Consider the following 23564-nt stretch of genomic DNA (forward strand, 5'->3'; position numbering starts at 1 on the left):
TAACCATTGTTTGCTTGACGGACTCCACGCTTTCGTGGCGTTTCGCTCGCTCAACGGGGCTGGGAGTAGTTAATTGGGGGTCATCGAAAAGGTCGCGAAGGCGCGTCCGCTGGCGGACACGGTGGACGTGCGCACCCGCAGCTGGATCGACGTCCTCCCGCTCGACACGATCATTCAACAGGATTGCATCGAGGCGATGCGCGCATTACCCGCCGCGTCGATCGACATGATCTTCGCCGATCCGCCCTATAATCTTCAGCTGGGCGGCGACCTCAACCGCCCCGATGGCAGCCTGGTCGATGCGGTCAACGACGAATGGGACAAGTTCGATTCGCTGAATGCCTATGACGCATTCACGCGGGCATGGCTGGCCGAGGCGCGTCGCATTCTGAAACCGAACGGCACGATCTGGGTGATCGGCAGCTATCACAATATCTTCAAGGTCGGCTCGGCGATCCAGGACCTCGGCTTCTGGATTCTCAACGACATCATCTGGCGCAAGGCCAATCCGATGCCCAATTTCAAGGGCACGCGCTTCACCAACGCGCATGAGACGCTGATCTGGGCGTCGATGGGCGAGAAGGCGAAATACACCTTCAACTATCGCAGCATGAAGACGCTAAACGACGAGCTTCAGATGCGCAGCGACTGGGAATTCCCGATCTGCGGCGGACAGGAGCGGCTGAAGAAGAACGGCACCAAGGTTCATCCGACGCAGAAACCCGAAGCGCTGCTGTATCGCGTGATGCTCGCCTGCACCAAGCCCGGCGACGTGATCCTCGATCCGTTCTTCGGCACCGGCACCACCGGCGCGGTGGCCAAACGGCTGCGTCGCCACTGGATCGGGATCGAGCGCGAAGGCGGCTATGTCGAGGCGGCACAGGAACGCATCGCTGCCGCGCTGCCGCTCGACGAATCCGCCGTGACGACGATGATGGCCCCGCGCCAGGCACCCCGCGTCGCGTTCGGCACGCTGATCGAAACCGGCTATCTCACCCCCGGCGCGATCCTGTCCGATTCCAAGCGTAAATGGCGCGCGGTGGTAAAGGCCGATGGCTCGCTGCTTACCGATTGCGGCACGGCGGGGTCTATCCACAAGGTGGGCGCGACGCTGCAGAATGCGCCGTCGTGCAATGGCTGGACCTTCTGGCACCACGAAACGCCCGAGGGGCTGCGGCCGATCGACACGCTGCGCCAGACCTATTTGCTGGCGACGCAGCCGTAAGACGCAACGATCATTTTCCTACATCGCGGGTTTCTGCGATGATCGTCCCGCTCGCCATTTTCGCGATCAAAACCCTGCGCGTCTCACGTGTAGGGGTGATGTGACTTTTGGGACTTTTGAATGACGTTCACGCTGCCCGCACAGGCGCAACTCTACCTGCGCCCTGTACAATTCGCGGATTCCCCGATCGACCGCGACGGCGAACTGGTGCGGCTGGCGGGCGGGCTTCTGTGGTTCTCCGCCTATGAACTGATCGCGGTCGCAGACGGCAAGCGCGTCGCCCAACGCACGATCTCCGTCGCCGACCTCCCTCCCGACGAACGCATTCAGGCGATCCACGTCCGCATCACCGCTCCCCGTCCCGCGCTCCAGCTGGGCGAGCGCACGCTGCGCTTCGACCAGCCGCAGGTGATGGGCATCCTCAACCTGACGCCAGACAGCTTCTCCGACGGCGGCAAGCATGTTGGCGATCCCGAAGCCGCCGCATCGGCGGGCGTCGGCATGGCGGCACAGGGCGCGGCGCTGATCGATGTCGGCGGCGAATCGACTCGCCCCGGCGCGGCGGAAGTATGGGAAGGCGACGAGATCGCCCGCGTGGTGCCCGTCATCGAACGCCTCGCGCGCGGCGGTACGCTCGTCTCCGCCGATACGCGCAAGGCCGGGGTGATGGAGGCGGCGCTGGCGGCAGGCGCACATATCGTCAACGACGTCGCGGCATTGCTGTGGGACGACCGCGCGCTCGATGTCGTGGTGCGCGCGGGCTGCCCGGTGGTGCTGATGCACGCCGGCGACCCGAAGCACGGCGCGGATGGCGGGCGCGGCTATGGCGACCCGCTGATCGAAGTCTATGACTGGCTGGAAGCGCGTATCGCCGCCGTCGTCGCGGCGGGCGTCGACCGCAGCCGCATCATCGCCGACCCCGGCATCGGGTTCGGCAAGGCATTGTCGGACAATCTGGCGTTACTGAACGGGCTGGCGCTGTTCCACGGGCTTGGCGTGCCGCTGCTGCTCGGGGCCAGTCGCAAGCGCATCATCGGCGCGCTGTCGAACGAAGCCCCCGCCGACCAGCGGCTGGGCGGCTCGCTGGCGCTGGCGCTCAAAGGGGCTGAACTCGGCGCGCAATTGCTGCGCGTCCATGACGTGCCGGAAACGGTGCAGGCCCTTCGCGTCTGGCGCGGCCTGCGCGACGCAGCGCTGGTCGGGCGTTAGCCTAAGGGATCGGACCGGGTACGCTGATCCACATAGGTCCGCTGCACCGCGAACGGGCTGGTCCGCACATCTCGGAACCGGCCCCGCCGACGATCCGCCTCGGCGCCGATCTTTTCCAGGCTCTCGATCAGATCTTCCAGATTGCGGCGACGCTCACCCGCCGTTGCGTCGCGGCACTCGTCCATGCACGCGGCGACCAGATCGGGCACCCGGCGGCGCACGACATTCGCCCAGTCGACCGCGTCGGTCGCCAGCGGCTCAGCCTCGGCAATCGAAATCAGCCGCGCACAGCTGGTCCGCGCCGCCGCGATCCGGCTGACGGCCCAGTCGGCCTCGTTGGCGGTCAGCGTCCAGGCATCCTCCAGGGGATCGCCGGGCTTGGCGTTGCGCATCCGCTTAAACCGGACCGTCGCAAACCGATCCCTCAGCTTGCGAATGCCGAAATACGCGCCAAACGCCACGGCACCCGCCGCAAGCAGCGCCACCGCGAAAAAGGCCAAGGCCGCAAGGGCCACGATCACAAGCAGGATTCGAAGCATCGTCTGCTTTATATGGGAAGCACACCCGTCTTCGCTAGACGGTTCGGCGCATCACGCGGCGTTCTGGTCGATTCCCAGTTCGCCGAGCTTGCGGTAGAGCGTCGAGCGCCCAATCCCCAGCCGCCGCGCAACCTCCGTCATCCGCCCGCGATAATGGCCGATCGCAAGGCGAATCACATCCGCCTCGATCTCCTCCAGCGCACGCAGATTGCCGTCGGGCTTGAACAGGGTGATCCCCGCCCCGGACGCCGCCCCGCCATTGGCCGATGCCGCCCCTGCCGGACGTCCGCCGGAAAGCTGCGCGATCTGTGGGAAGTCGGCGCGGGTCAGCGCGTCGCCGTCACACAGCACGGCGGCGCGGAACAAGGCGTTCTGAAGCTGGCGGACATTGCCCGGCCAGTCATAGCTGCCCAGCAAGGCGATGGCATCGTCGGTAATCCCCAGCGGGCGCAACCCCGGCTGTTCCCCCACCCGCGCCAGCAGATGTCGGGCCAGCGGCGCGATATCGCCGCCACGGTCGCGCAAGGGAGGGATCGTGACCTGCACCACGTTCAGCCGGTAGTAAAGATCCTCGCGGAATCGCCCTTCCTCGACTTCGGTCAGCAGCGTCTTGTTGGTCGCCGCGATCACGCGGACATCGACTTCGCTGACATGCCGCGCACCGATCGGCTGGATTTCGCCCGACTGGACGACGCGGAGCAACTTGACCTGCGCCTCCAGCGGCATCTCGCCGATTTCGTCGAGGAAAATGGTCCCGCCATCCGCCTCCTGAAAGCGCCCGATCTTGCGCTCGAACGCGCCGGTGAACGCGCCCTTTTCGTGCCCGAACAGTTCGGATTCGACCAGATTCGCCGGGATCGCCCCGCAATTCACCCGCACCACCGGCTTCGCATGGCGGGGCGATGCGGCGTGAATCGCCTCCGCCACCACTTCCTTGCCGACGCCGCTTTCGCCTTCGATCAGTACGGGCACCCGCGCCCGTGCCGCCTTGGCCGCAATCGCCAGTGCGGCGCGGAATTGCGGTGCGCTGCCGACGATTTCGTCGAATGCCAGGTTGGCGGTCAGTTTTTCGGTCAGCGGACGCAATTCGCCCGACACCTTGCCCCCCACCGCCGTATCCAGTGCGGCGAGCAACCGGTCGGCGGCGATCGGTTTCGTCAGGAAATCGGTGGCCCCGGCGCGCATCGCGCTGACGGCGGCGGCAACCGAGCCATTGGCGGTCAGCAACAAAATCGGCAGCATCGGACGGTTCAGCCGCAGTTCGGCGATCAGCGCCGCCGCATCGAAATCGGGCGCCCAGTGATCCAGCACGATCGCATCCAGCGCCATGCCATCGGGCGTGCCCAAGGTCGCCAATGCAGTCTCGGCATCCCCGGCAAAGATCGTGCGCCATCCGCGACGCGCGGCGATTGCCGCGACCAGCCGCCGCTGGGCGGGCTCATCGTCGATCAGCATCAACTGGCGCTGGCCGTTGCGCGTCATGTATCTGTCCCCACTGTGCCAACTGTCCCTAATGTGGCCATGTGACATAACCGCCTTGGGTAAAGACGGGCTTAAGCGTACCAAAAGCGCGCAGGGGTTGAGGGGGGCGAGCACGCCGTCTAAGGAACGTGCAAACAAGTAGTAACAGGGGAAGACGCATGGCCCAGAGCGGCGACATGAAGGCACATGAAAACACCTATGGCGGGTTCATGCGGATGCTGAAGGTCGGCACGATCGTCACCGTCATACTCGCCGCACTCGTCGTCTGGCTGATCGCCTGACGTGAAGATCGCGGTCCTCAAGGAAACCGCCGCAGGCGAGCGGCGCGTTTCCGCGACGCCGGAGACGGTCAAGAAGTTCATCGCGCTTGGGGCCGAAGTGGCGGTCGAGAGCGGCGCGGGTGAGGCTGCTTCCTTTGCCGATGACGGCTACGCGGCGGCGGGTGCCACCGTCGGTTCGCGGGCTGATGTGCTGGCGAATGCCGATATCGTGCTGGGCGTGGCCGGACCGGATGTCGGTTCGCTGTCCGGCATCAAGTCCGGTGCATGGCTGGCGGCGGGCCTCAACCCGTTCGGCGAGCGCGAGCGTGTCGACGCCTATGCGTCGCTCGGCATCGAGGCGCTGGCAATGGAGTTCATGCCGCGCATCACCCGCGCGCAGTCAATGGATATCCTCTCCTCCCAGTCTAACCTCGCCGGGTACAAGGCGGTGCTGGACGCGGCGGGGGAATATGGCCGCGCCTTTCCGATGATGATGACCGCCGCGGGCACGATTTCCGCTGCAAAAGCGTTCGTCATGGGCGTCGGCGTCGCAGGGCTTCAGGCCATCGCCACCGCCCGCCGCCTGGGCGCGCAGGTGTCGGCCACCGATGTGCGGTCGGCGACGAAGGAGCAGATCCAGTCGCTGGGCGCGAAACCGATCTTCGTCGAGAATGTCGCCGGGATCGAAGGCGAAGGCTCGGGCGGCTATGCCACCGAAATGAGCGACGAATATAAGGCAGCCCAAGCCGAACTCGTGTCGTCGCATATCGCCAAGCAGGACATCGTCATCACCACCGCGCTGATCCCGGGCCGCCCCGCGCCGCGGCTGATCAGCGACGCTCAGATAGCGTCGATGCGGCCGGGCAGCGTGATCGTCGATCTCGCCGTCGAAAGCGGCGGCAATGTCGAGGGTGCGGTCGCGGGCGAAGTCGTCACGATCCACGGTGTGAAGATCGTCGGCCACAAGAACGTCGCCTCACGGCTGGCGTCCGACGCCTCGGCCCTGTTCGCGCGCAATCTCTACAACTTTCTGTCCGCCTTCTGGGACAAGGAAGCGGGCAAACCGGTCCTCGACGAGGAAATCGGCGACGCGATTCGGCTGACACAGGGTGGCAAGATTGTGAACGAGCGGCTGCTCACCTGATTATCGGGCGCAAGGGGGCGCTGGACCATGGACTTCATCTCGATCCTGTCGATCTTCGTGCTGGCGTGCTTCGTCGGCTATTATGTGGTGTGGTCGGTGACCCCGGCGCTGCACACGCCGCTGATGGCCGTCACCAACGCCATCTCCAGCGTCATCATCGTCGGCGCGCTGATCGCGTCTGCCGCCGCCGGGAGCCCGACTTCGAAATGGCTGGGGCTGATCGCGGTGGCGCTGGCCAGTGTCAATATTTTCGGCGGGTTCGCCGTCACCGCGCGCATGCTCGCCATGTACAAGAAGAAGGGCTGAGCCGATGCACGAAGTTGCTCCCGTCAACCCCTGGATTGCGCTCGCCTATCTGATCGCGGGCGTCTGTTTCATCGTCGCGTTGCGCGGCCTGTCCTCCCCCGCGACCAGCCGTCGCGGCAATCGCTTCGGCATGGCGGGGATGTTGATCGCGGTGGTGACGACGCTCGTCACGCATGTGCCGCTAGGTGGCCTAAGCGGTGCGCATGCGCCAGCCATTGCCGTAGCCGGAGGTTTCCCCGACCTCGTTACGCTCGGTGAGATTGTTGCCGCCATCGCGATTGGTGGCGGCTTTGGCTGGGTTGTCGCACGTAAGATCAAGATGACCGACATGCCGCAGCTGGTCGCGGGCTTCCACAGCCTTGTCGGCCTTGCCGCCGTGCTGGTCGGCGTCGCCGCCTATCTGAACCCGCAAGCATTCGGGATCGTCTTTTCGGCGGGTTCGCCAAACGCCGGACTGATTCTGCCGGTCAGCCGGATCGAGCTGGGTCTTGGCGTCGCAATCGGCGCGATCACCTTCTCCGGCTCGGTTATCGCCTTCTTGAAACTGAATGGCAATATGGGCGGCAAGCCGATCATGCTGCCGGGGCGGCATGTCATAAACCTGGGCACGCTCGCCGGGATTATCGGCCTGATCGCCTTCTACACGATCCAACTCGAAGTCCCCGAATGGGTGTTCTGGACCGTGCTCGCTTTGTCCTTCCTGATCGGTTTCCTGCTCATCATTCCGATTGGCGGGGCGGACATGCCGGTGGTGGTGTCGATGCTCAACAGCTATTCCGGCTGGGCGGCGGCGGCGATGGGCTTTACGCTTGGCAACACCGCGATGATCATCACCGGCGCGCTGGTCGGGTCTTCGGGCGCGATCCTGTCCTACATCATGTGCCGCGCGATGAACCGCAGCTTCATCAGCGTGATCGCGGGCGGCTTTGGCGGCGACAGCGGCGGTGCTGGCGCAGCAGCGGCAACCGATCGCCCGTGGAAGCGCGGCTCCGCCGAGGACGCCGCCTTCCTGATGAGTCAGGCCGAACAGATCATCATCGTCCCCGGATACGGCATGGCTGTCGCCCAGGCGCAGCACACGCTGCGCGAAATGGGCGACAAACTCAAGGAACATGGCGTCCGCGTGAAATACGCGATCCACCCGGTCGCAGGGCGCATGCCCGGCCATATGAACGTCCTGCTGGCCGAAGCGAACGTCCCCTATGACGAGGTGTTCGAGCTGGAGGACATCAACAGCGAGTTCGCGCAGACAGATGTCGCGTTCATCATCGGCGCCAACGATGTCGTCAATCCGGCGGCCAAGACCGACAAGTCCTCGCCCATCTATGGCATGCCCGTGTTCGACGTGAACAAGGCCAAGACGGTATTGTTCATCAAACGCTCCATGGGCGGCGTCGGTTACGCCGGCGTGGACAATGACGTGTTTTATCAGGACAATACGATGATGCTGCTGGCCGATGCCAAGAAGATGGTCGAGGAGATCGTGAAGAATCTGGATTGATCCGGGGGATCAATCCATTCACGATCTGGCAAACACCTCGACTGATCCGGTGCCGACCGGCCGCCAATCAGGGGGTTGGGGCAATGATTAGTATCGGCAAGATTCTGGAAGGCGCATTCGGCGTGTTCCGCGAGCATTTCACGGCCGTGGCTGTTTGGGCGGGGATCTACCTCGCCTGTAACATCGCCATCCTGTTGGCGATGCAGCCATTGATGGCAGGCATCGTCAACCCCGATACGGCTGGCGATCCGAGCGCCGCGATGGCGGCGATGGGGCCGGTCTGGCTGCTCAATATCGTGCTCATGATCGTCGGCGTCGTTCTCTACACTGCTTCGATGCGATCGGTGCTGCGGCCCGACGCCGGTGGCCTCGCCTTTCTGCGCTTTGGCGGGGACGAGTTGCGGATGATTGCCCTGGTCCTGCTGTTCGGTATCATCGGGCTCATCTTCTTCTTTGGCGCGGGGTTCGTCGTCGGGCTGTTCAGCGTCGGTGTCGCCACCAGCAGCGAATCGCCCGGTCTCGTCATCGCATTGAGCTTTCTGATCGGCCTCGTCGTGTTTGGCGCGGTGGTCTATCTGCTCGTTCGCTTCTCGCTAGCCTTCCCGCTCACGCTGCATCGCCGCGCATTCGTCATTGGCGAAGCCTGGCGGTTGAGCCGCGGGCGTTTCTGGACATTGTTCGGTGCCGCGCTCGTCGTCACCGTGATCGGCTTCGTGCTGTCGATGGTCGTCGGCATCTTCTCGGTGGGCAGCTATTTCGCCGACATCATGTCCGCGGCCGGCAACCCCGATGCGACGATGCTTGCCGCCGAACGTCAGGCCGCGATGATGAGCGGGTTCAGCACCATGATGATCCTGCAGTCGATCGGCAGCGCCGTGGTCGCCGCGATCTGGATCGCGCTCAGCGGCGGCAGCGCCGCGACCGCCGCACGCCTGCTGGTCGAGGACGAATTCGAGGATGCCGAGGAAGTGTTCGGCTGATCGTACTTGCGTTCTTGATCCGTTCTGGAGATACTTCGCAACAGACGGGTTGAGAACGGACATTCTTCTGCCTACCGCTCAGGCCCTTGGCAGGAGAAACATCCGCAATGCGTTGCAAAGCGGAGGTATTGCATGATTGAGACTGTCGTGTCGTTCGCCCCGGATCCCGGCGTCCTTGCGCCGACCGCGCTGATCGTCGCCGCGCCGAACCGGATGGATGCGCATGCCCGCGCGATCGAGGCGGCGGGCGCGCGGCTGATCGACCGGGTCGAGCCCGTAGCGATGGCGGCACGGATCGATATGCAAATTCGGCTCGATATCGTGCTGTTCGATGCCACCGGCGTGGGGCACTTGGAGGCGGCCGATGCAGCGGATGCGCTGGCCAGCCGCCACGACGCACGCCACTGCCGGATCGTGGCACTGCTCGATGCTGCGGCGATCGATGCGGTCGCGCCGCCGCTGCTCAACCGGTGTACGGCGTTGCTGTGCGATGCCTCGCCCGCCCAATATGCCGCCGCACTGGTCGCGGTGATGGCGGAACCTGGCGCACGCCTGCACGACGCGACGCATGAGCGCGAGGCGGAGCGGTTGCGGATGCTGAACGACGAAGTCGCGCGGTTGGCGGAAGTGCTGACCCAGCTCAGCGCCGAGCGCCCCGGCGGCGTCCGCGACCGCGCAAATAGCTTTCGCGCCGAACCTGCTATCGAGCCTGATCCGGATCCGCGTGTCGTGCGCTCGACTATCCGGGCGCGGCGGTTGCGCGACCAGCATTTTCCGTCGGAATTGTTCGCCGATCCCGCCTGGGACATGCTGCTCGACCTCTACGCTGCCCGACTGGAGGGACGCCGTGTGTCCGTGTCCAGCCTGTGCATTGCCGCAGCGGTGCCACCGACCACGGCGCTGCGCTGGATCGGAACGCTGCACGACGCCAATCTGTTCGGGCGAGAAGCTGACCCCACGGACAAGCGTCGCGCGCATATTACGCTGACAGAACACGCAACCGGCGGGATGCGCGGCTATTTCGCGGCAGCGGCGCGCGCGGGGCTGGCGGCGGGATAAGCGGATCCCGCAGCGAGATCGCAAAAGAGCTGGTGGGCTCGCCGGGATTCGAACCCGGGACCTACAGATTAAAAGTCCGTTGCTCTACCGACTGAGCTACGAGCCCTCACCAATTCCTGCGCGGCACCTAAGCGTGCCGCCCCGCCCGGTCAACCGCCGGAAAGCCGGGATCGTGCAGCCAGTTGACGGATCGTGCGTCCGCTCAGCGGATCGCGCCAGTTCGGGACGATGATGCACAGCGGCCGCAGCACGAAGGCCCGTTGTCGGAACAGGGGGTGTGGGACGGTCAGCCCGACGCTGCTCCATGCGCCGCCCGACCACAGGATGATATCGAGGTCGATCACCCGTGCATCCCAACGACGTCCGCGACGGCGGCCAAAGGCGCGCTCGATCGCCTTTAATCGCTCAAGCAATTCGGGCGGCGTCTCGTCGCTCTCGATCAGGATCGCGGCATTGACGAAACGACGGCGCGACGGCCCCAGCGGCGCGGTGGCGATCGGCGGCGATGCCCGGATTACGCCGCCGATCGCCGCGATCGCGGCGCGTACCTCGCGTTTGGGCGCGCCATGCCGCCCGCGCCGGTTCGATCCCAGCGCAACGACGTAATGGCTGCCACTGCCGGACATGTTACAGCTCGGTCCTGTCCGCCTTTGCGAACGCCTTCATCTGCGCATAAGCGGCGTCACGCGCCTCGGTCGTAAGCGACAACAGATAGCCCGTGGCCGCGCGATAGGTTGCGAACGACTGGCCATCCACCACGATCGGGACGGTGCGGCCGTTATAGAGACGACGCAACAGCCGCCGCTGTGCGCGATCCAGTGGCTCAGACATCTTCTACCATCCGCCGGTACAATTCCGGGCGGCGGTCGCGGAAGAAGCCCATGCCGGCGCGGTGTTTCCGCGCACGATCCAGGTCCAGCGTGGCGGTCAGCACGCCGGTTTCCTCGGCACCGAATTCCGCGACGATATCGCCCCATTCGTCGCAGATGAAGCTGTGGCCGTAGAAACGCTGATCGCCCTCGGTGCCGATGCGGTTCGACGCGATCACGGGGACGATGTTGGACACGGCATGGCCCACCATCGCGCGCCGCCACATGCGGCTGGTGTCGAGATCGGAATCATAGGGTTCGGAACCGATTGCAGTCGGGTAGAACAGGATCTGCGCGCCCATCAGCATCATCGTGCGCGCGGTTTCGGGGTACCATTGATCCCAGCAGATGCCGACCCCCAGCGTCGCATCGGCGGCGGGGCCGTCCCACACCTTGAACCCCGTATTCCCCGGGCGGAAATAATATTTCTCTTCGTAACCCGGCCCAACGGGAATGTGGCTCTTGCGATAGACCCCGGCGACCTTGCCGTCCGGCCCGATCATGGCGAGCGAATTGTAATGATGCGGCCCGTCCGCCTCGAAGAAGCTGGTCGGGATGTGAATTTCCAGCTCGGCGGCGAGTTTCTGCATCGCGGTGACGACAGGATGAGTGGCCACCGGTTGCGCCAACGCGAATAGCCCCTCGTCCTCGACCCGGCAGAAATACTCCCCCTCGAACAATTCGGGGGGGAGGACGACCTGCGCGCCCCGCGCCGCCGCCTCACGGACGAGATCGGTGACGTTGGCGATGTTCCGCGCGGTGTCGGTGGTGAAAGCGAGCTGCAGCGCGGCGACGGTGAGTTGGGTCATGTGGGGTATTTAGGGAGGTGGGGCGGGAAAGGCACGTAATTCAAGCTACAGATTATGACGTGTCGAAGCTTTGATCTCCGCATGACCAAAGAGATTGTCAAAACGATCGGGCCTAGCGGATGCATTCGACATATCCTGATCGTCAGGCGTACAGATCGTCGCTTTACCTATCGCTGGCATGAATTGGCCGATGGTCAATGGGGCAGACAGTCTCTCGACAAAGGGATCTATGGTTCAGCACTCACTGCTGAAAGGCTTGGCAGCAAGAGCCGTGGCTAAAGGAAAGATTTCACTAGCCCTGCTACCGTCATGCTGAACTCGTTTCAGGGTGACGGGGGGTGTGGGTTTGAGCGGGCGTTTCCCTCTAGTCACCCCGGCCTTGAGCCGGGTCCAGCTTCTTGCGCCGGGCAAGGCAGCGCCCCCCCCTGAGTTCACAAACGAGTGCAACGCCTGACACAGGTGCTGCCATGTCGAACTACAGCCAGTTATCGATCGAGGAACGCCGTTCGATTGCCCGGCTTCGTGAAGCGGGGCAATCGATCCGGAAAATCGCTGCAGCTCTGGATCGCCAGCCAGCCTGCCCCAGCGAAGCCGGGATCGACCATCGCCCGCGAGTTGAAGCGCAACAGTGGTGAGCGGGGGCGCTGCGACGATCCATCACCTTCGACAACGGCACCGAGTTTACACGCCACCGGCAGATCGCAAAACGACTCGGTATCGATCTCTTCTTCTGCCATCCGCACGCACCCTGGCAAAAAAGGCGGCGTAGAAAACGCCATCGGAAGGCTTCGCCGCAGCCTGCCACGCAAAACAGACCTTCACGCCTTGCCCGACGATCGCATCGACGGCATCCTCACGCCCTACAATCACACGCCCCGAAAATGCCTCGGCTTCCAAACCCCTGCCGAGGCCTTCATCAACCCGTTGCACTTCCAATGTGAATCCACACCCGTCTCAAGCCCCGGGGTGACGATGTTGTGGCTTGCGGGTCATGTGCGGTAGCCCCTCCCGCCGTCGCGATAGGGGTTGGGGAGGGTATTCTTCTTATCGGCGCGGCGGCGACAGAAGAAGAAGGCCCTCACCCGACCCGATGCGCCCGTTAAGAACGGGAAAGGGGTAAAAAAATGGGTGCGACCGCCTTCGAGTCGTGGTTGGGAGCTACCTAATTCCCGTCAGCATCCACCACGAACACCATCGGCTTCCCCCGCGTCTCCGGCTCCCACCCCGCCGCCAGCGCCGCGCGCACACCTCTGGCGGCGATGGCGTCGTTGATCTGGATGCGGCCTCTGGGCAGGCCTTTCAACAAGCGCTTGGGCGTGGGGAATTCGAGCAGGGCTTCGCGCTGCATGTCCTGTTGCCGCAGCGACACCGTCATGCCTTTCCAGTCGCCGTCACCGCAGGGTTGCGGCTCGCTGCGAAGTTCCCAGTCATAGTACAACCCGTCGATTGCGACGGTGCCGGAGAGGCTGCGGGTGTGGAGCATGGTGCCGCCCTAGCATGGCGGTGACAGCGATTCATCAGGTGCGCGCATCAAGCCGGAAATGAAACAGGCGGCTGGGGCCGTCTTCGGGGACGAGGTAGAGGTCGCGGCCTTCGATCGCCATGCCTTCGCCGGTGTACGGCCCGCCGCGACCGACCGGGCGGATCGGGCCGACGGCCCCGGCGCGCAGCGACCGCGTGACCTTCATCGTGGGCCAGTCGATCCAGTCGACTGCTCCGCTCCACAATGTCAGCGATCCGCCCGCGACGAGGTGGCCGTCGACGAACTTCATGTCCTGATAGCGGGTGGCGGACGGGTTGGGGACAATCCGGGGCGGGGCGTCCGTTGCCAGATCGAAGATGTAGAGCAATTTGCTGTCCCAATTGCCCGCGACCAGGTGACGGCCCGATGCCGCGACATAGCCCAGATGGTCGGTGACGTGGATTTTCCGGCGTATCGCCAGGCTATCCGCATCGATTTCGACCAGTGTTGCGGTGCTGTTCGGCCGATATTCCGCGACCGCGATCCAGATCGAACGGCCAGCGATCGAGATGCCGCCGGGGTGATATTTTGCGCCGTCGGTCAGGTCCAGTCGCCGCAGGAGTTTTCGCGTGCGCCGGTCGAACTCATGGAGCCAGGCTTTGCGGTTCGCTTCATCGACCGAGGTGATCCAGATGCGGCGGGGTTCGAGTTCGAGGCCCTGGACGTGGAACAACTCGCCGTCGAGTTGATGGCTGCCGATGAGCCGGGCCTGCTCGATCGCGCCCTCCCACTCATATGGCGCGGCGGCGACCGCCAGGCTCGACAGCACCAGCAGGAATCCGGCGAAGGTGGATCGCATGGTCTTGCGGATCATCTGACGTGCCCCCGGTCAGTGAAGTTCCGCGCGCCATGACAGATGTGTGTGTCAGAAAACCCGCATTTCTGTTGCAGAAAAGCTGCACCGCGGGGCGAGTCGCCGGGTGCGATCCTGACACTGGACACCGCCGCGCGTCCCGCTAGGCTCCCCGCCATCCTTGGGGAGAGGGGTTATGAAGCAGCTCGCACGCGCCGCCGCGATTCTGGCACTGGCTTTGACGCCGTTGGCTGCCTGGGGCGATTCCAGTCCGCAGGTGGTGCTGTCCACGCCGGGCGTGGGCGATGGCGCGATCGAGCGGTACACGATCCGCTTCAGCCAGCCGATGGTGCCGCTGGGCAATCCGCGTGCGGCCACGCCGATCAAGGTGACCTGTCCGGTCGGGGGCGAGGGGCGCTGGGTCGATCAGCAGACCTTCGTCCATGAATTCGCGTCGCCGCTCCCCGGTGGCGCGACTTGCGACATTGTGCTGGTCGAGAAGCTGAAGAGCCTGTCCGGTTATGAAGTCACCGGATCGCGGATGTTCAAGATCGACGCGGGCGGGCCGACGGTGAAGGGGTTGCTGCCGACGCGCTATGGCGGTGAGGTCGAGGAGGATCAGGTGTTCCTGATCGGCACCAATATGCCCGCGACACGCGCGTCGATCGCGGCGGGTGCCTATTGCGCGGTCGAGGGGCTGGGCGAGCGGATTCCGGTCGAGGTGCTGGGTGCGGAGGTCGCGCCGAAGCTGATCCAGGATTTGAACCCGGCGCGCTGGGAAGTTCGCAATTTCCTGAGCGATTCGGGGATTGCCGAGAAATTGCCCGAGGATGCGGGCGAGCGCAGCAAGGCGCTGGCGAGCGTGGTCGCGGTGAAATGCGGGCGTCCGTTGCCGCCGGGGCGTGACGTGTCGCTGGTATGGGGCGCGTCGATTGCGGGTGCCGGGGGCAAGACGGCGGGGGCGGACCAGCGGTTCGACTTTACGGTGCGCAAGCCGTTCACCGCGCGGTTCGAATGTTCGCGGGTCAATCCGCAGGCCGGGTGTTCGCCGGTGCAGGAAGCATGGGTCCGCTTTACGGCACGGATTCCGAAGGAGCTGGCGACGCAGGTTCGGATCGAGCTGGCGGACGGGACGAAGCTGTCGCCGGTGCTGTCGGATGACGACAAGAAGACCAATACGGTCAGCGATTTGAAGTTCGCGTCGCCGTTGCCCGCGTCCACCGACGCCAAGCTGGTGTTGCCAGCGGGGATCAAGGATGAGAGCGGGCGGGTGTTGTCGAATGCCGAGCGCTTCCCGCTCGACGTGCGCTTCGACGAAGCGCCACCGTTGGTGAAATTCGCGGCGAATTTCGGGATTATCGAGGCCGGTGAGGGCGGCATCCTGCCGGTCACCGTGCGCAACGTCGAACCGGCGTTGCAGGGCAAGAATCTGACCGTTGCCGGCCAGCATATGCGAGTCGATGCGTCGGACGGGGTGATCGCCAAATGGCTGCGCACGATCGACAAGGCCGACGATTATGAAGTCGATGAGGTCAAGCGCGGCGAGGAGACGATCCGTATCAACCAGACCGGGGCCCAGCCGATCCTGACAAAGGCGGGCGGTGCGCCGCTGAACATCGGGTTGCCGGGCAAGGGTAAGGATTTCGAGGTCGTCGGGATTCCGCTGACCAAGCCCGGATTCTATGTCGTCGAGCTGGCGTCGCCGCAGCTGGGCCGCGCATTGCTGGGCCGCGATGCGCCGCGTTATGTGGCGGCGGGGGCGCTGGTCACCAACATGGCGGTGCATTTCAAATGGGGGCGCGAAGGCTCGCTGGCGTGGGTGACGTCGCTCGATACCGGCAAGCCGGTGGCGGGCGCGGCGGTGAAGGTGACCGACAGCTGCACCGGCGCGGCGCTGGCGGCGGGCAACACCGATGCGCAGGGGCGGCTGGCGGTCAATCAGGGGATTCCCGAGCCGCAAAGCTGGGGCAGTTGCGACGACGGGTCGGAATCGCACCCGCTGATGGTGTCGGCGCGCAAGGGCGACGATATGAGCTTCACCCTGACGGCGTGGGGCGAGGGTATCCGGCCTTACGACTTCGACTTGCGCTATGGCTATGAAGCGGCGGGCGAGATCGTCCACACCATCTTCGACCGCGCGCTGGTGCGACAGGGCGAAGCGGTGAACATGAAGCATGTCCTGCGCCGTCCGGTGGCGCAGGGCTTTGTCTATCCGACGGCGTTTACCGGCAAGCTGCGGCTGACGCACAACGGCTCCGACACCAAGTTCGAGATGCCGGTGACGATCGACGCCAACGGTATTGGCGAGACGCAGTGGAACGTGCCGCAGGGCGCGCCGATGGGCGATTATTCGCTGCAATTCGTGCGGCCCGCAAAGGCGGGCGAGGACGAGGATGTCGTCTGGACGAACCAGACGATCAAGGTCGACGAATATAAGCTGCCGACGATGCGCGCATCGGTCGCGGGGCCGAAGGAAGCGGCGGTGAAGGCCAAGATCCTGCCGCTCGACCTGTTCGTCGGTTATCTGTCCGGCGGCGGGGCGTCGAACCTGCCGGTCGAACTGCGCATCGGTTACTATGACAGCTTCCCCAGCCCCGATGGCTATGACGGCTATAGTTTCGGCGGGAAGGCGATCGCAGAGGGGACCAAACCGCTGAATGGCGAGGGCGAGGAGGATTCGCTGACGCTCCCGCCGATGCAGACGCTGCCGGTGACATTGGGGGCGGACGGGACGGCGCGGTCCAGCGTGGAGATTCCACAGACACTGGACGGCAACACCCAGATGCGCGTCGAGATGGATTATCAGGATGCCAATGGCGAGGTGCTGACCGCTTCGCGCCGCGTGCCGCTCTACGCGTCGGGCGTGCAGCTGGGGGTCAAGACCGATGGCTGGCTGATGAAGGAGGACGATCTGCGCCTGCGGCTGGTCGCGCTGGATATGGCGGGCAAGCCGATCAAGGGGCAGCGGGTGCAGGTGGCGGTGTATAGCCGTGAAGTGCTGACCGCGCGGCGGCGGCTGATCGGCGGCTTCTATGCCTATGAGAACAACATGCGGACGACCAAGATTTCCGCGAGTTGTTCGGCGACGACGGATTCGCTCGGGCTGGCGCAATGCCAGATCGACCCGGGCGTGTCGGGCGAAGTCTATGCGGTGGCGACGACCAGCGACGGCAGCGGCAATGTCGCGCGCGCCACGACGTCGGTATGGCTGGCGGGCGAGGACGACTGGTGGTTCGGCGGCGACAATGGCGACCGGATGGATGTGATCGCCGAGAGCCAGGAGTATAAGTCCACCGACACCGCGAAATTCCAGGTGCGGATGCCGTTTCGCGAGGCGACTGCGCTGGTGACGGTCGAACGCGAAGGCGTGATGTCGAGCTTCGTCACCGAACTCTCGGGCGACAATCCGGTGGTCGAGGTTCCGTTGCAGGGCGTTTATGCGCCGGACGTCTATGTCTCCGTCATGGCGGTGCGCGGGCGCATCGGCGGGTGGAAGCTCTGGTGGGCGGACCTCGCCCGCAAATGGGGCCTGCCGTTCTTCTCCCGCGAAGGGGCGTCGCCGACTGCGACGGTCGATCTGGCCAAGCCGAGTTACCGGCTGGGCATCGCCAAGGTGAAGGTCGGCTGGGAAGGCCATCGCATGGCCGTGGCGGTCAAGGCCGACAGGGAACGCTATGCCGCGCGCGATACCGCCAAGGTCGCGGTCGAAGTAAAGGGTTCGAACGGCAAGGCCGCACCGAGCGCGGACGTGGCGTTCGTGGCGGTAGACGAGGCGCTGTTGCAGCTTGCCCCCAATGAAAGCTGGGACGTGCTGAAGGCGATGATGGGCGACCGGCCGATCTCGGTCCTCACATCGACCGCGCAGATGCAGGTGGTGGGCAAACGGCATTATGGGCGGAAGGCAGTGGAGGCTGGCGGCGGCGGTGGTGGCGATCTGTCTGCGCTGAACCGCGAGAATTTCCAGCCGGTACTGTTGTGGCGCGGCAAGGTGCCGCTGGACGGCAGTGGCCGGGCAACGGTCGACGTGCCGCTGTCCGACGCATTGACCTCGTTCAAGCTGGTTGCGATCGCGCTGGGCGACAAGGGGCAGGGGTTCGGTACGGGCGAGACGAACATCCGCACCGCGCAGGATCTGAGCATCTTTGCGGGGATTCCGCCGCTGGTGCGGAACGGCGATTTCTTCTCCGCTGGGTTCACGCTGCGCAATGGCTCCGACAAGCCGATGAAGGTGACGGCGAGCGTCGAGGTATCGCCAACGGTGGCGAAGGGCCGCGACCTGACGGTCGAGATTCCGGCGGGTGGCGCAGTGCCGATCGCGTGGAACCTGACGGCACCGGCTGGCTTCGATAAATTGAACTGGAAGGTCACGGCCAAGGACGCGAGCGGCAAGGCGAGCGACATGATCACCGTGTCGCAGGAAATCGCACCGGCGGTGCCGGTCGAAACCTGGGCCGCGACGTTGACGCGGGTTGGGGCGGACGGGACGATCTCGATCCAGCCGCCCGCCGGTGCATTGCCGGGGTTCGGCAACGTTTCCGTCCAGCTGACGAATACGCTCGTGCCGCCGCTGGAGGGGGTCCGTGCGTATATGTCGGCCTATCCCTATGGCTGTTTCGAGCAGCGCACGTCGAAGGCGATTGCGCTGGGCGATACCGGCGCGTGGAACGCGCTGGCGGGCGAGATGCCGGTCTATGTCGATCGCGACGGGCTATTGCGGTATTTCCCGTCAGAGCAATTGTCGGGGTCGGAGGCGCTGACGGCCTATGTCCTGTCGATCACGGCGGAGGCGGGACTGCCGCTGCCCGAAGGGCCGCGTGGCCGCATGATCGAAGCGATGAAGGCGGTGCTCGACGGACGCTTGCGGCGCGAGACCTATGGCGATGTGCGGTTGCAAAAGGTCGCGGCGTTCGCGGCGCTGGCACGGCAGGGGGCGGCGAGCGCGGCGATGCTGGGGCAGCTGGGCATGGGGCCAGCGGACATGCCGACATCGACTTTGGCCGATTATATCGCGGCGCTGGGCCGGGTGCCGGGGCTGGCGAATGGGGCGCAATTGCGCGCGGCGGCGGAGGGCGTGCTCAAGACGCGGCTGGTCTATGAAGGTACGCGGATCGACCTGACCGACAAGGCCAACAGCCCGTGGTGGATGATGGCGTCGGGCGATGAGGCGGTGTTGAAAGCTTTAGTCGCCACGGTCGGGCGGCCATCCTTCCAGGGCGAGACGCCGAAGATGATGACCGGGGCGGCGCTGCGCCAGCAACGCGGGCATTGGGACACGACCACGGCCAATGCGTGGGGCGTGGTCGCGGCGCGCAAATTTGCTGGCATCTATCCGGCGGAAGCGGTGGCGGGGATCACCACCGCGTCGCTGGGGACGCAGACGGTGCGTCGGGGCTGGCCGCTGGCCGACCCGCAGCGCAGTTTCGTCTTTGCCCTGCCGCCGGTGGGACAGGCAACGCCGCTGCGGATGTCGCAGGCGGGCGGCTCCGGGCCGTGGGCGATGGTGCAGGTGCGCGCCGCCGTGCCGCTGACCCAGCCGCTAAGTGCGGGCTACAAACTGACGCGCAAGGTCGATGTGGTGCAGGCCAAGACCAAGGGCGTGCTGACGCGCGGCGACGTACTGCGCGTGACGCTGACGGTGGAGGCGAGTGCCGAGCGCAACTGGGTGGTCGTCAACGATCCGGTTCCCGCGGGCGCGACGGTGATCGGATCGCTGGGCGGGCAATCGGAGATGCTGGCGGAAGGCGGCGAGGGTTCGGGCACGCAGCCCAGCTATGTCGAGCGCGGGCGGGATAGCTGGCGCGGCTATTTCGCCTGGCTGCCACGGGGCACGCATACCGTCAGCTACACGATGCGGCTGAACGCGGCGGGCCGGATGCAGCTGCCGCCGTCGAAGGTCGAGGCAATGTACTCGCCGGAGATCCGCGCGGCGGTGCCGAATTCGCCGGTGGTGATTGCGCAGCGGTGACGTGAGGGGTGCGAGTAATGCTTACGGGATCGCGACGCTCCCCTCCCTGAAAGGGAGGGGTTGGGAGTGGGTGCGCGCGTCCGGGCGCATCGGCATGATCTCAGTGGCATCCCTGAAATGCGGCATGGGAGGCATCGAGCTTCCCCCGCCGCAAAACCCACCCCCTGCCCCTCCCTTTCAGGGAGGGGAGTGAATGCTGCGTTGGCGCATCTGGACTCGCACGCGGCGGCTGTGGGCAAGCATTGAGGCTCCCACGCATCGCGCATGGTGGACCGGGCCGCGTATCGTCGTTGCAACGGTATTGGCCTTCGCCGGGGTCTATGCCGCGATCGACTATGCCACCCTGCCTCCGCGCCTGCCCGGTCATGCCGCCACCGTCGCTGGGTGGAAGCCGTCCGAGGCATGGCTGTACGACCGCAATGGGCGGTTGCTCGATTCGTCGCGGGTGGATTTTGCGGCGCGGCGGCTGGGCTGGGTGACACCCGACAAGATCGCGCCCGATGCGGTCGAGGCACTGGTGGCGGCGGAGGACCGGCGCTTTCGGGACCATGACGGGATCGACTGGTGGTCGGTCGCCGGATCGATCCGCGACCGGGTGCAGGGCAAGCGCGCGCGCGGAGCGTCGACGCTGTCGATGCAGGTCGCGGCGTATCTGGCACCCGAGCTTGCGGCACCGGGGTCGCGCGGGCTGTTCGACAAGTTTCGGCAGATGCGGGCGGGCGCGGCGCTGGAGCGGGTGTGGTCGAAGGACGATATCCTGGAGGCCTATCTCAACCTGGCCGGGTTTCGTGGGGAGGCGCAGGGGATCGGCGCGGCGGCTTTGGGGCTGTTTGGCAAGACGCCCGACGCGCTGACGCGGGATGACGGCTATTTGCTGGCGGCGCTGTTGCCGAACCCCTCGGCGGGCGCGCCCGAAGTCGCGCGGCGGGCCTGTGCCCTCCTTCGTAATACGGCGTCCCGGAACTCGGACTGCGCGCGCTTTGCCGGAGCGGCGGCGTCGATGTTGGGTCCGGCGCGCAGCCTTGCGCTCGACCCCGGTCTCGCACCTCATCTGGCCAACCGGTTGCTGACCGAGCCGGGTGCGCGGGTGACGACGACGATCGATACGGGCATTCAGCAGGTGGCGATCCGGGCGCTCAGACGGCAGCTACTGGGGCTGGGCGGGACGCGCGCGCGGGATGGCGCGGTGGTGGTGGCGGACAACCAGACCGGGGAGATCCTGGCGTGGGTCGGCGGGATTGGCGGCGAGTCCACGGCACCGTCGGTGGATGGCGCTGCGAGTTATCGGCAGGCCGGATCGACGCTGAAACCATTCCTGTACGCGCAGGCGATCGAGAAGGGGTATCTGACCCCCGCCTCGATCCTCGACGATTCGCCGGTTCAGCTGGACACCGCATCCGGCCTGTACGTGCCGCAAAATTACGACCGTGCGTTCAAGGGGCCGGTGAGCGCGCGGGCGGCGCTGGCGGGATCGCTGAACGTCCCCGCCGTGCGAACCCTGGTGCTGACGGGGGTCGAGGCGTTTCGGGACCGGCTGTGGGACACCGGCTATCGCGGGCTGACCGAGGACGGTGAGTATTACGGATTCAGTCTGGCCTTGGGGTCGGCGGAGGTGACGTTGGTCGAACAGGTCGCAGCATTTCGCAGCTTGGTGCTGGGCGGGCGTTTTGCGCCGCTTACGGTGCGGAAAGGTGAGAAGGCGCAACCTGCGCGCGTCACCACCACGCCGCAGGCGGCATGGCTGGTGAGCGACATGATCGCCGATCCCAATGCCCGCGCCAGCACGTTTGGGATGGATTCGGCGCTGCGCCTGCCATTTTGGGCGGCGGTGAAGACGGGGACGTCAAAGGGGATGCGCGACAATTGGTGCATCGGCTTCAGCGACCGCTACACGGTGGGCGTGTGGATCGGCAATCTGGAGGGCGATCCGATGCGCGCCGTATCCGGCACCAGCGGTGCGGCGCCGGTGTGGCGCGACGTGATGATGGCGCTGCACACCGGGCGACCCGGTCGCCAGCCCGTGCGGCCCGAGGGAATCGAGCAACGCGCGATTGTCTTTGGCGGTGGCATCGAGCAGCCACGGCGCGAGTTCTTCCTGCGCGGCACGGCGATGAACCGTGTCGCGGCGGCACCCGCAGGGTCGCGCCGCCCGCGTATCGTCAGCCCGCTGTCGGGCAGCGTCTATGCGCTCGACCCCGACATCCCGATCGAGCGGCAACGCATGGCGATTTCGGTGACCGGGGAAGTGACCGGGCATCGGCTGGTGCTGGATGGCCGCGATCTGGGCGCGGCGGACGCGAGACCGATGGTGCTGGCGGGGCCGGGATCGCATAAATTGCGATTGGTCGATCTGGGCGGGCGGGTGGTCGATCAGGTGATGTTCACAGTGCGTTAGCGCGTAAGACGGCGCCGGCCCGCTCCCCCACCCGGCCACCCACAGCGTATTCTGAAATGGGTGGCCGGGTGGGGGAGCGGGCCGGTGCCGCCACTTCAAGCGCGCACGATGATGCCGGGCCGCTTCGCCGCGCGCCATGCCCCACCAGAAGTTGCCACAGGGACATGGCGTGCGAAGAAAACAACCCGGCATCTGCGGCATCGCGTGAAAATCGAACCAAACCGATTCACGCGCGTTGCAGCATTCGGTCCTACCCTTTCGGGATCGACATCGGGTAATCGGTCGCGCCGGCAGCGTATCCGCCGGCGCGGCCACTTTTTATTCCTGGTTACCGCATTCCCCGAGTCACCAGCTTTCAGCTGGCTCGTCGATGCCTGGCGATTACCAGAAGAAGTTCCGGATCACGCGGATCACCCGACCGCGGCGGGTGTCGACCAGCAGCATGTCGTCATAGTGACGCACCCAGCGCTGGTTATAGCCGGCCGCTGGCAGGCGATAGCGCCACGGGTCGTTGATGTAATAACGGCTGCCATAATATTGCGGGGCAATCCGCACGCCCGCGCTGAAGCCGTTATAGCGGAACGGCGCACGCCAGTTGCCACGCGAATAGACGCGGCGATTCTGGGTGCGATAGCCGCGCCAGTCGTCATTGCCCCAGCGGCGGTTACGGTCTTGGACCGAATCGCGCACGTCGCGGCGAGCTTCCCGCACGTCACGGCGCTCTTCGCGGATGTCACGACGATCACCGGTACGCTGGGCACGGCGCAGCTCGCCGCGTTCCTCACGCAGGTCCTGACGGTCACGACGCACTTCGCGCTGGCTCTGCGCGCTGGCCGGTGCGGCTGCCATTGCGGGCATAGCGACGGCGGCGATCAGTGCGGCGAACATGAGCTTATTCTTCATCACAGCTCCTCCTTCTTTCTTACCGGGAGATCCGGTGTGAAGCAGGATTTAGCCCCTCGCAACTGAACGGCGCGGGAATGATGCTGTCAGCGAATAGAAAGCCTGCGCTATTTTATCAGGGGCCGTCGCTCGGCCCCGGCCCGGTCCCCGGCGCGCCGACGGTGCCGATATTGCCGAACAGATCCTCAAAGAAGCCGCGTTCCCGGCCCAGCGTCGGCGTTTTCTTGCCTGACGGGCTGATCGATGCGATCTGCTCCGCCCCGGTCCGGTTCACGTCGGTGACGTTGCCGGCGGCGTCGAAGCGGATGCGCAGCGTCGTCTGTTCGCGCGCCTTGGGATCGTTAAAGGCATAGTTGCGGGTCTGGCGCCCGACATAATACCATTCGCCCTGGTTGAACTGGCTGGTCAGCGTCGGCTTGCCCAACGTCGCCAGCACCGATTCGCGGTTGTCCACGCCGGGCTGCACCGAGTTCACCAGATCGGAATCGACGACATAGCCCTGATAGCCGCGCAGCGGCGCGCATGCGCCCGCGCCCAGCAAGAGCCCAATCAATATGGGGCCGGACACGGCAACACGAAGTACACGGGCGGAAACCATCAACA

At 65.4% G+C, this 23564-nt stretch carries 20 protein-coding genes, 1 tRNA gene and 1 pseudogene; 12 read left to right on the plus strand and 10 right to left on the minus strand.

The genetic code is table 11. The features are described from left to right. The first annotated feature begins 121 nt into the window (after window positions 1-121). Together U1702_RS12395 and folP are read left to right on the plus strand one after the other, a co-directional pair. Window positions 122-1225 (plus strand): site-specific DNA-methyltransferase, encoded by a 1104-nt coding sequence (locus U1702_RS12395; protein WP_443026860.1) that lies wholly within the window; start codon window positions 122-124, stop codon window positions 1223-1225. A 120-nt stretch (window positions 1226-1345) separates the two neighbouring features. Beyond that, window positions 1346-2434 (plus strand): dihydropteroate synthase, encoded by a 1089-nt coding sequence (folP, locus tag U1702_RS12400; RefSeq protein WP_332725059.1) that lies wholly within the window; start codon window positions 1346-1348, stop codon window positions 2432-2434. On the opposite strand, the gene U1702_RS12405 is transcribed toward folP, so the two are convergent. Beyond that, complete coding sequence (locus tag U1702_RS12405) at window positions 2431-2973, minus strand: hypothetical protein (RefSeq protein ID WP_332725061.1); 543 nt, start codon at window positions 2971-2973, stop codon at window positions 2431-2433. The genes folP and U1702_RS12405 overlap by 4 nt on opposite strands. Before the next feature lie 51 nt (window positions 2974-3024). Continuing rightward, window positions 3025-4455: a sigma-54-dependent transcriptional regulator gene (locus tag U1702_RS12410; protein ID WP_332725063.1), complete on the minus strand. Its 1431-nt coding sequence runs from the start codon at window positions 4453-4455 to the stop codon at window positions 3025-3027. Window positions 4456-4613: 158 nt separating this feature from the next. Between U1702_RS12410 and U1702_RS12415 the strand changes: the two genes are divergently transcribed. The 6 genes from U1702_RS12415 to U1702_RS12440 all read left to right on the plus strand — a co-directional run bounded on the left by U1702_RS12415 (window position 4614) and on the right by U1702_RS12440 (window position 9705). Continuing rightward, window positions 4614-4736 (plus strand): aa3-type cytochrome c oxidase subunit IV, encoded by a 123-nt coding sequence (locus U1702_RS12415; RefSeq protein ID WP_332725065.1) that lies wholly within the window; start codon window positions 4614-4616, stop codon window positions 4734-4736. A gap of 1 nt (window position 4737) precedes the next feature. Next, window positions 4738-5859, plus strand: coding sequence for an NAD(P) transhydrogenase subunit alpha (locus U1702_RS12420; RefSeq protein WP_332725067.1), 1122 nt, complete (start codon window positions 4738-4740; stop codon window positions 5857-5859). Between the two features lie 27 nt (window positions 5860-5886). After that, window positions 5887-6165 (plus strand): NAD(P) transhydrogenase subunit alpha part 2, encoded by a 279-nt coding sequence (locus U1702_RS12425; RefSeq protein ID WP_332725069.1) that lies wholly within the window; start codon window positions 5887-5889, stop codon window positions 6163-6165. Between the two features lie 4 nt (window positions 6166-6169). Continuing rightward, window positions 6170-7666 (plus strand): NAD(P)(+) transhydrogenase (Re/Si-specific) subunit beta, encoded by a 1497-nt coding sequence (locus U1702_RS12430; RefSeq protein WP_332725071.1) that lies wholly within the window; start codon window positions 6170-6172, stop codon window positions 7664-7666. 83 nt (window positions 7667-7749) lie between these two features. Further along, window positions 7750-8646: a hypothetical protein gene (locus U1702_RS12435; protein ID WP_332725073.1), complete on the plus strand. Its 897-nt coding sequence runs from the start codon at window positions 7750-7752 to the stop codon at window positions 8644-8646. Window positions 8647-8778: 132 nt separating this feature from the next. Then, the gene (locus U1702_RS12440) at window positions 8779-9705 is read left to right on the plus strand and encodes a hypothetical protein (protein WP_332725075.1); all 927 of its coding nucleotides are present in this window, start codon (window positions 8779-8781) and stop codon (window positions 9703-9705) included. 30 nt (window positions 9706-9735) lie between these two features. Here U1702_RS12440 and U1702_RS12445 read toward each other — a convergent pair. The 4 genes from U1702_RS12445 to aguB all read right to left on the minus strand — a co-directional run bounded on the left by U1702_RS12445 (window position 9736) and on the right by aguB (window position 11383). Next, window positions 9736-9811, minus strand: a tRNA-Lys gene (locus tag U1702_RS12445). A 43-nt stretch (window positions 9812-9854) separates the two neighbouring features. Then, on the minus strand, window positions 9855-10331 hold the full coding sequence (gene folK / locus U1702_RS12450; protein ID WP_332725077.1) for a 2-amino-4-hydroxy-6-hydroxymethyldihydropteridine diphosphokinase: 477 nt from the start codon (window positions 10329-10331) through the stop codon (window positions 9855-9857). Window position 10332: 1 nt separating this feature from the next. Beyond that, window positions 10333-10536 (minus strand): hypothetical protein, encoded by a 204-nt coding sequence (locus U1702_RS12455; protein ID WP_332725079.1) that lies wholly within the window; start codon window positions 10534-10536, stop codon window positions 10333-10335. Continuing rightward, on the minus strand, window positions 10529-11383 hold the full coding sequence (gene aguB / locus U1702_RS12460; RefSeq protein ID WP_332725081.1) for an N-carbamoylputrescine amidase: 855 nt from the start codon (window positions 11381-11383) through the stop codon (window positions 10529-10531). The genes U1702_RS12455 and aguB overlap by 8 nt, the downstream gene beginning before the upstream one ends. Before the next feature lie 467 nt (window positions 11384-11850). Here aguB and U1702_RS17125 point away from each other — a divergent pair, with 467 nt between their 5' ends. Both U1702_RS17125 and U1702_RS12465 read left to right on the plus strand, forming a co-directional pair. Beyond that, window positions 11851-12018, plus strand: a complete 168-nt coding sequence (locus tag U1702_RS17125) for a helix-turn-helix domain-containing protein (RefSeq protein ID WP_443026841.1) — start codon at window positions 11851-11853, stop codon at window positions 12016-12018. 9 nt (window positions 12019-12027) lie between these two features. Next, a pseudogene (locus U1702_RS12465) lies at window positions 12028-12385 on the plus strand (IS30 family transposase); the annotation flags it as partial. A 160-nt stretch (window positions 12386-12545) separates the two neighbouring features. Here U1702_RS12465 and U1702_RS12470 read toward each other — a convergent pair. Beyond that, window positions 12546-12866: a hypothetical protein gene (locus U1702_RS12470; protein ID WP_332725084.1), complete on the minus strand. Its 321-nt coding sequence runs from the start codon at window positions 12864-12866 to the stop codon at window positions 12546-12548. 34 nt (window positions 12867-12900) lie between these two features. Beyond that, window positions 12901-13719 carry a DUF6454 family protein gene (locus U1702_RS12475; RefSeq protein WP_332725086.1) on the minus strand — a complete coding sequence of 273 codons (819 nt, stop codon included), beginning with the start codon at window positions 13717-13719 and terminating at the stop codon, window positions 12901-12903. 175 nt (window positions 13720-13894) lie between these two features. Here U1702_RS12475 and U1702_RS12480 point away from each other — a divergent pair, with 175 nt between their 5' ends. After that, window positions 13895-19663 carry an alpha-2-macroglobulin family protein gene (locus U1702_RS12480; protein ID WP_332725088.1) on the plus strand — a complete coding sequence of 1923 codons (5769 nt, stop codon included), beginning with the start codon at window positions 13895-13897 and terminating at the stop codon, window positions 19661-19663. 193 nt (window positions 19664-19856) lie between these two features. Then, window positions 19857-22058, plus strand: a complete 2202-nt coding sequence (gene pbpC / locus U1702_RS12485; protein ID WP_332725090.1) for a penicillin-binding protein 1C — start codon at window positions 19857-19859, stop codon at window positions 22056-22058. Between the two features lie 381 nt (window positions 22059-22439). Here pbpC and U1702_RS12490 read toward each other — a convergent pair whose 3' ends face one another. Together U1702_RS12490 and U1702_RS12495 are read right to left on the minus strand one after the other, a co-directional pair. Next, window positions 22440-22961, minus strand: coding sequence for an RcnB family protein (locus U1702_RS12490; RefSeq protein WP_332725092.1), 522 nt, complete (start codon window positions 22959-22961; stop codon window positions 22440-22442). A gap of 115 nt (window positions 22962-23076) precedes the next feature. Then, window positions 23077-23559, minus strand: a complete 483-nt coding sequence (locus U1702_RS12495) for an outer membrane protein assembly factor BamE (RefSeq protein WP_332725094.1) — start codon at window positions 23557-23559, stop codon at window positions 23077-23079. Between the last annotated feature and the right edge of the window lie 5 nt (window positions 23560-23564).

Source organism: Sphingomonas sp. LT1P40 (assembly GCF_036663835.1).
In the GTDB taxonomy this organism is placed as follows: Bacteria; Pseudomonadota; Alphaproteobacteria; order Sphingomonadales; family Sphingomonadaceae; genus Sphingomonas.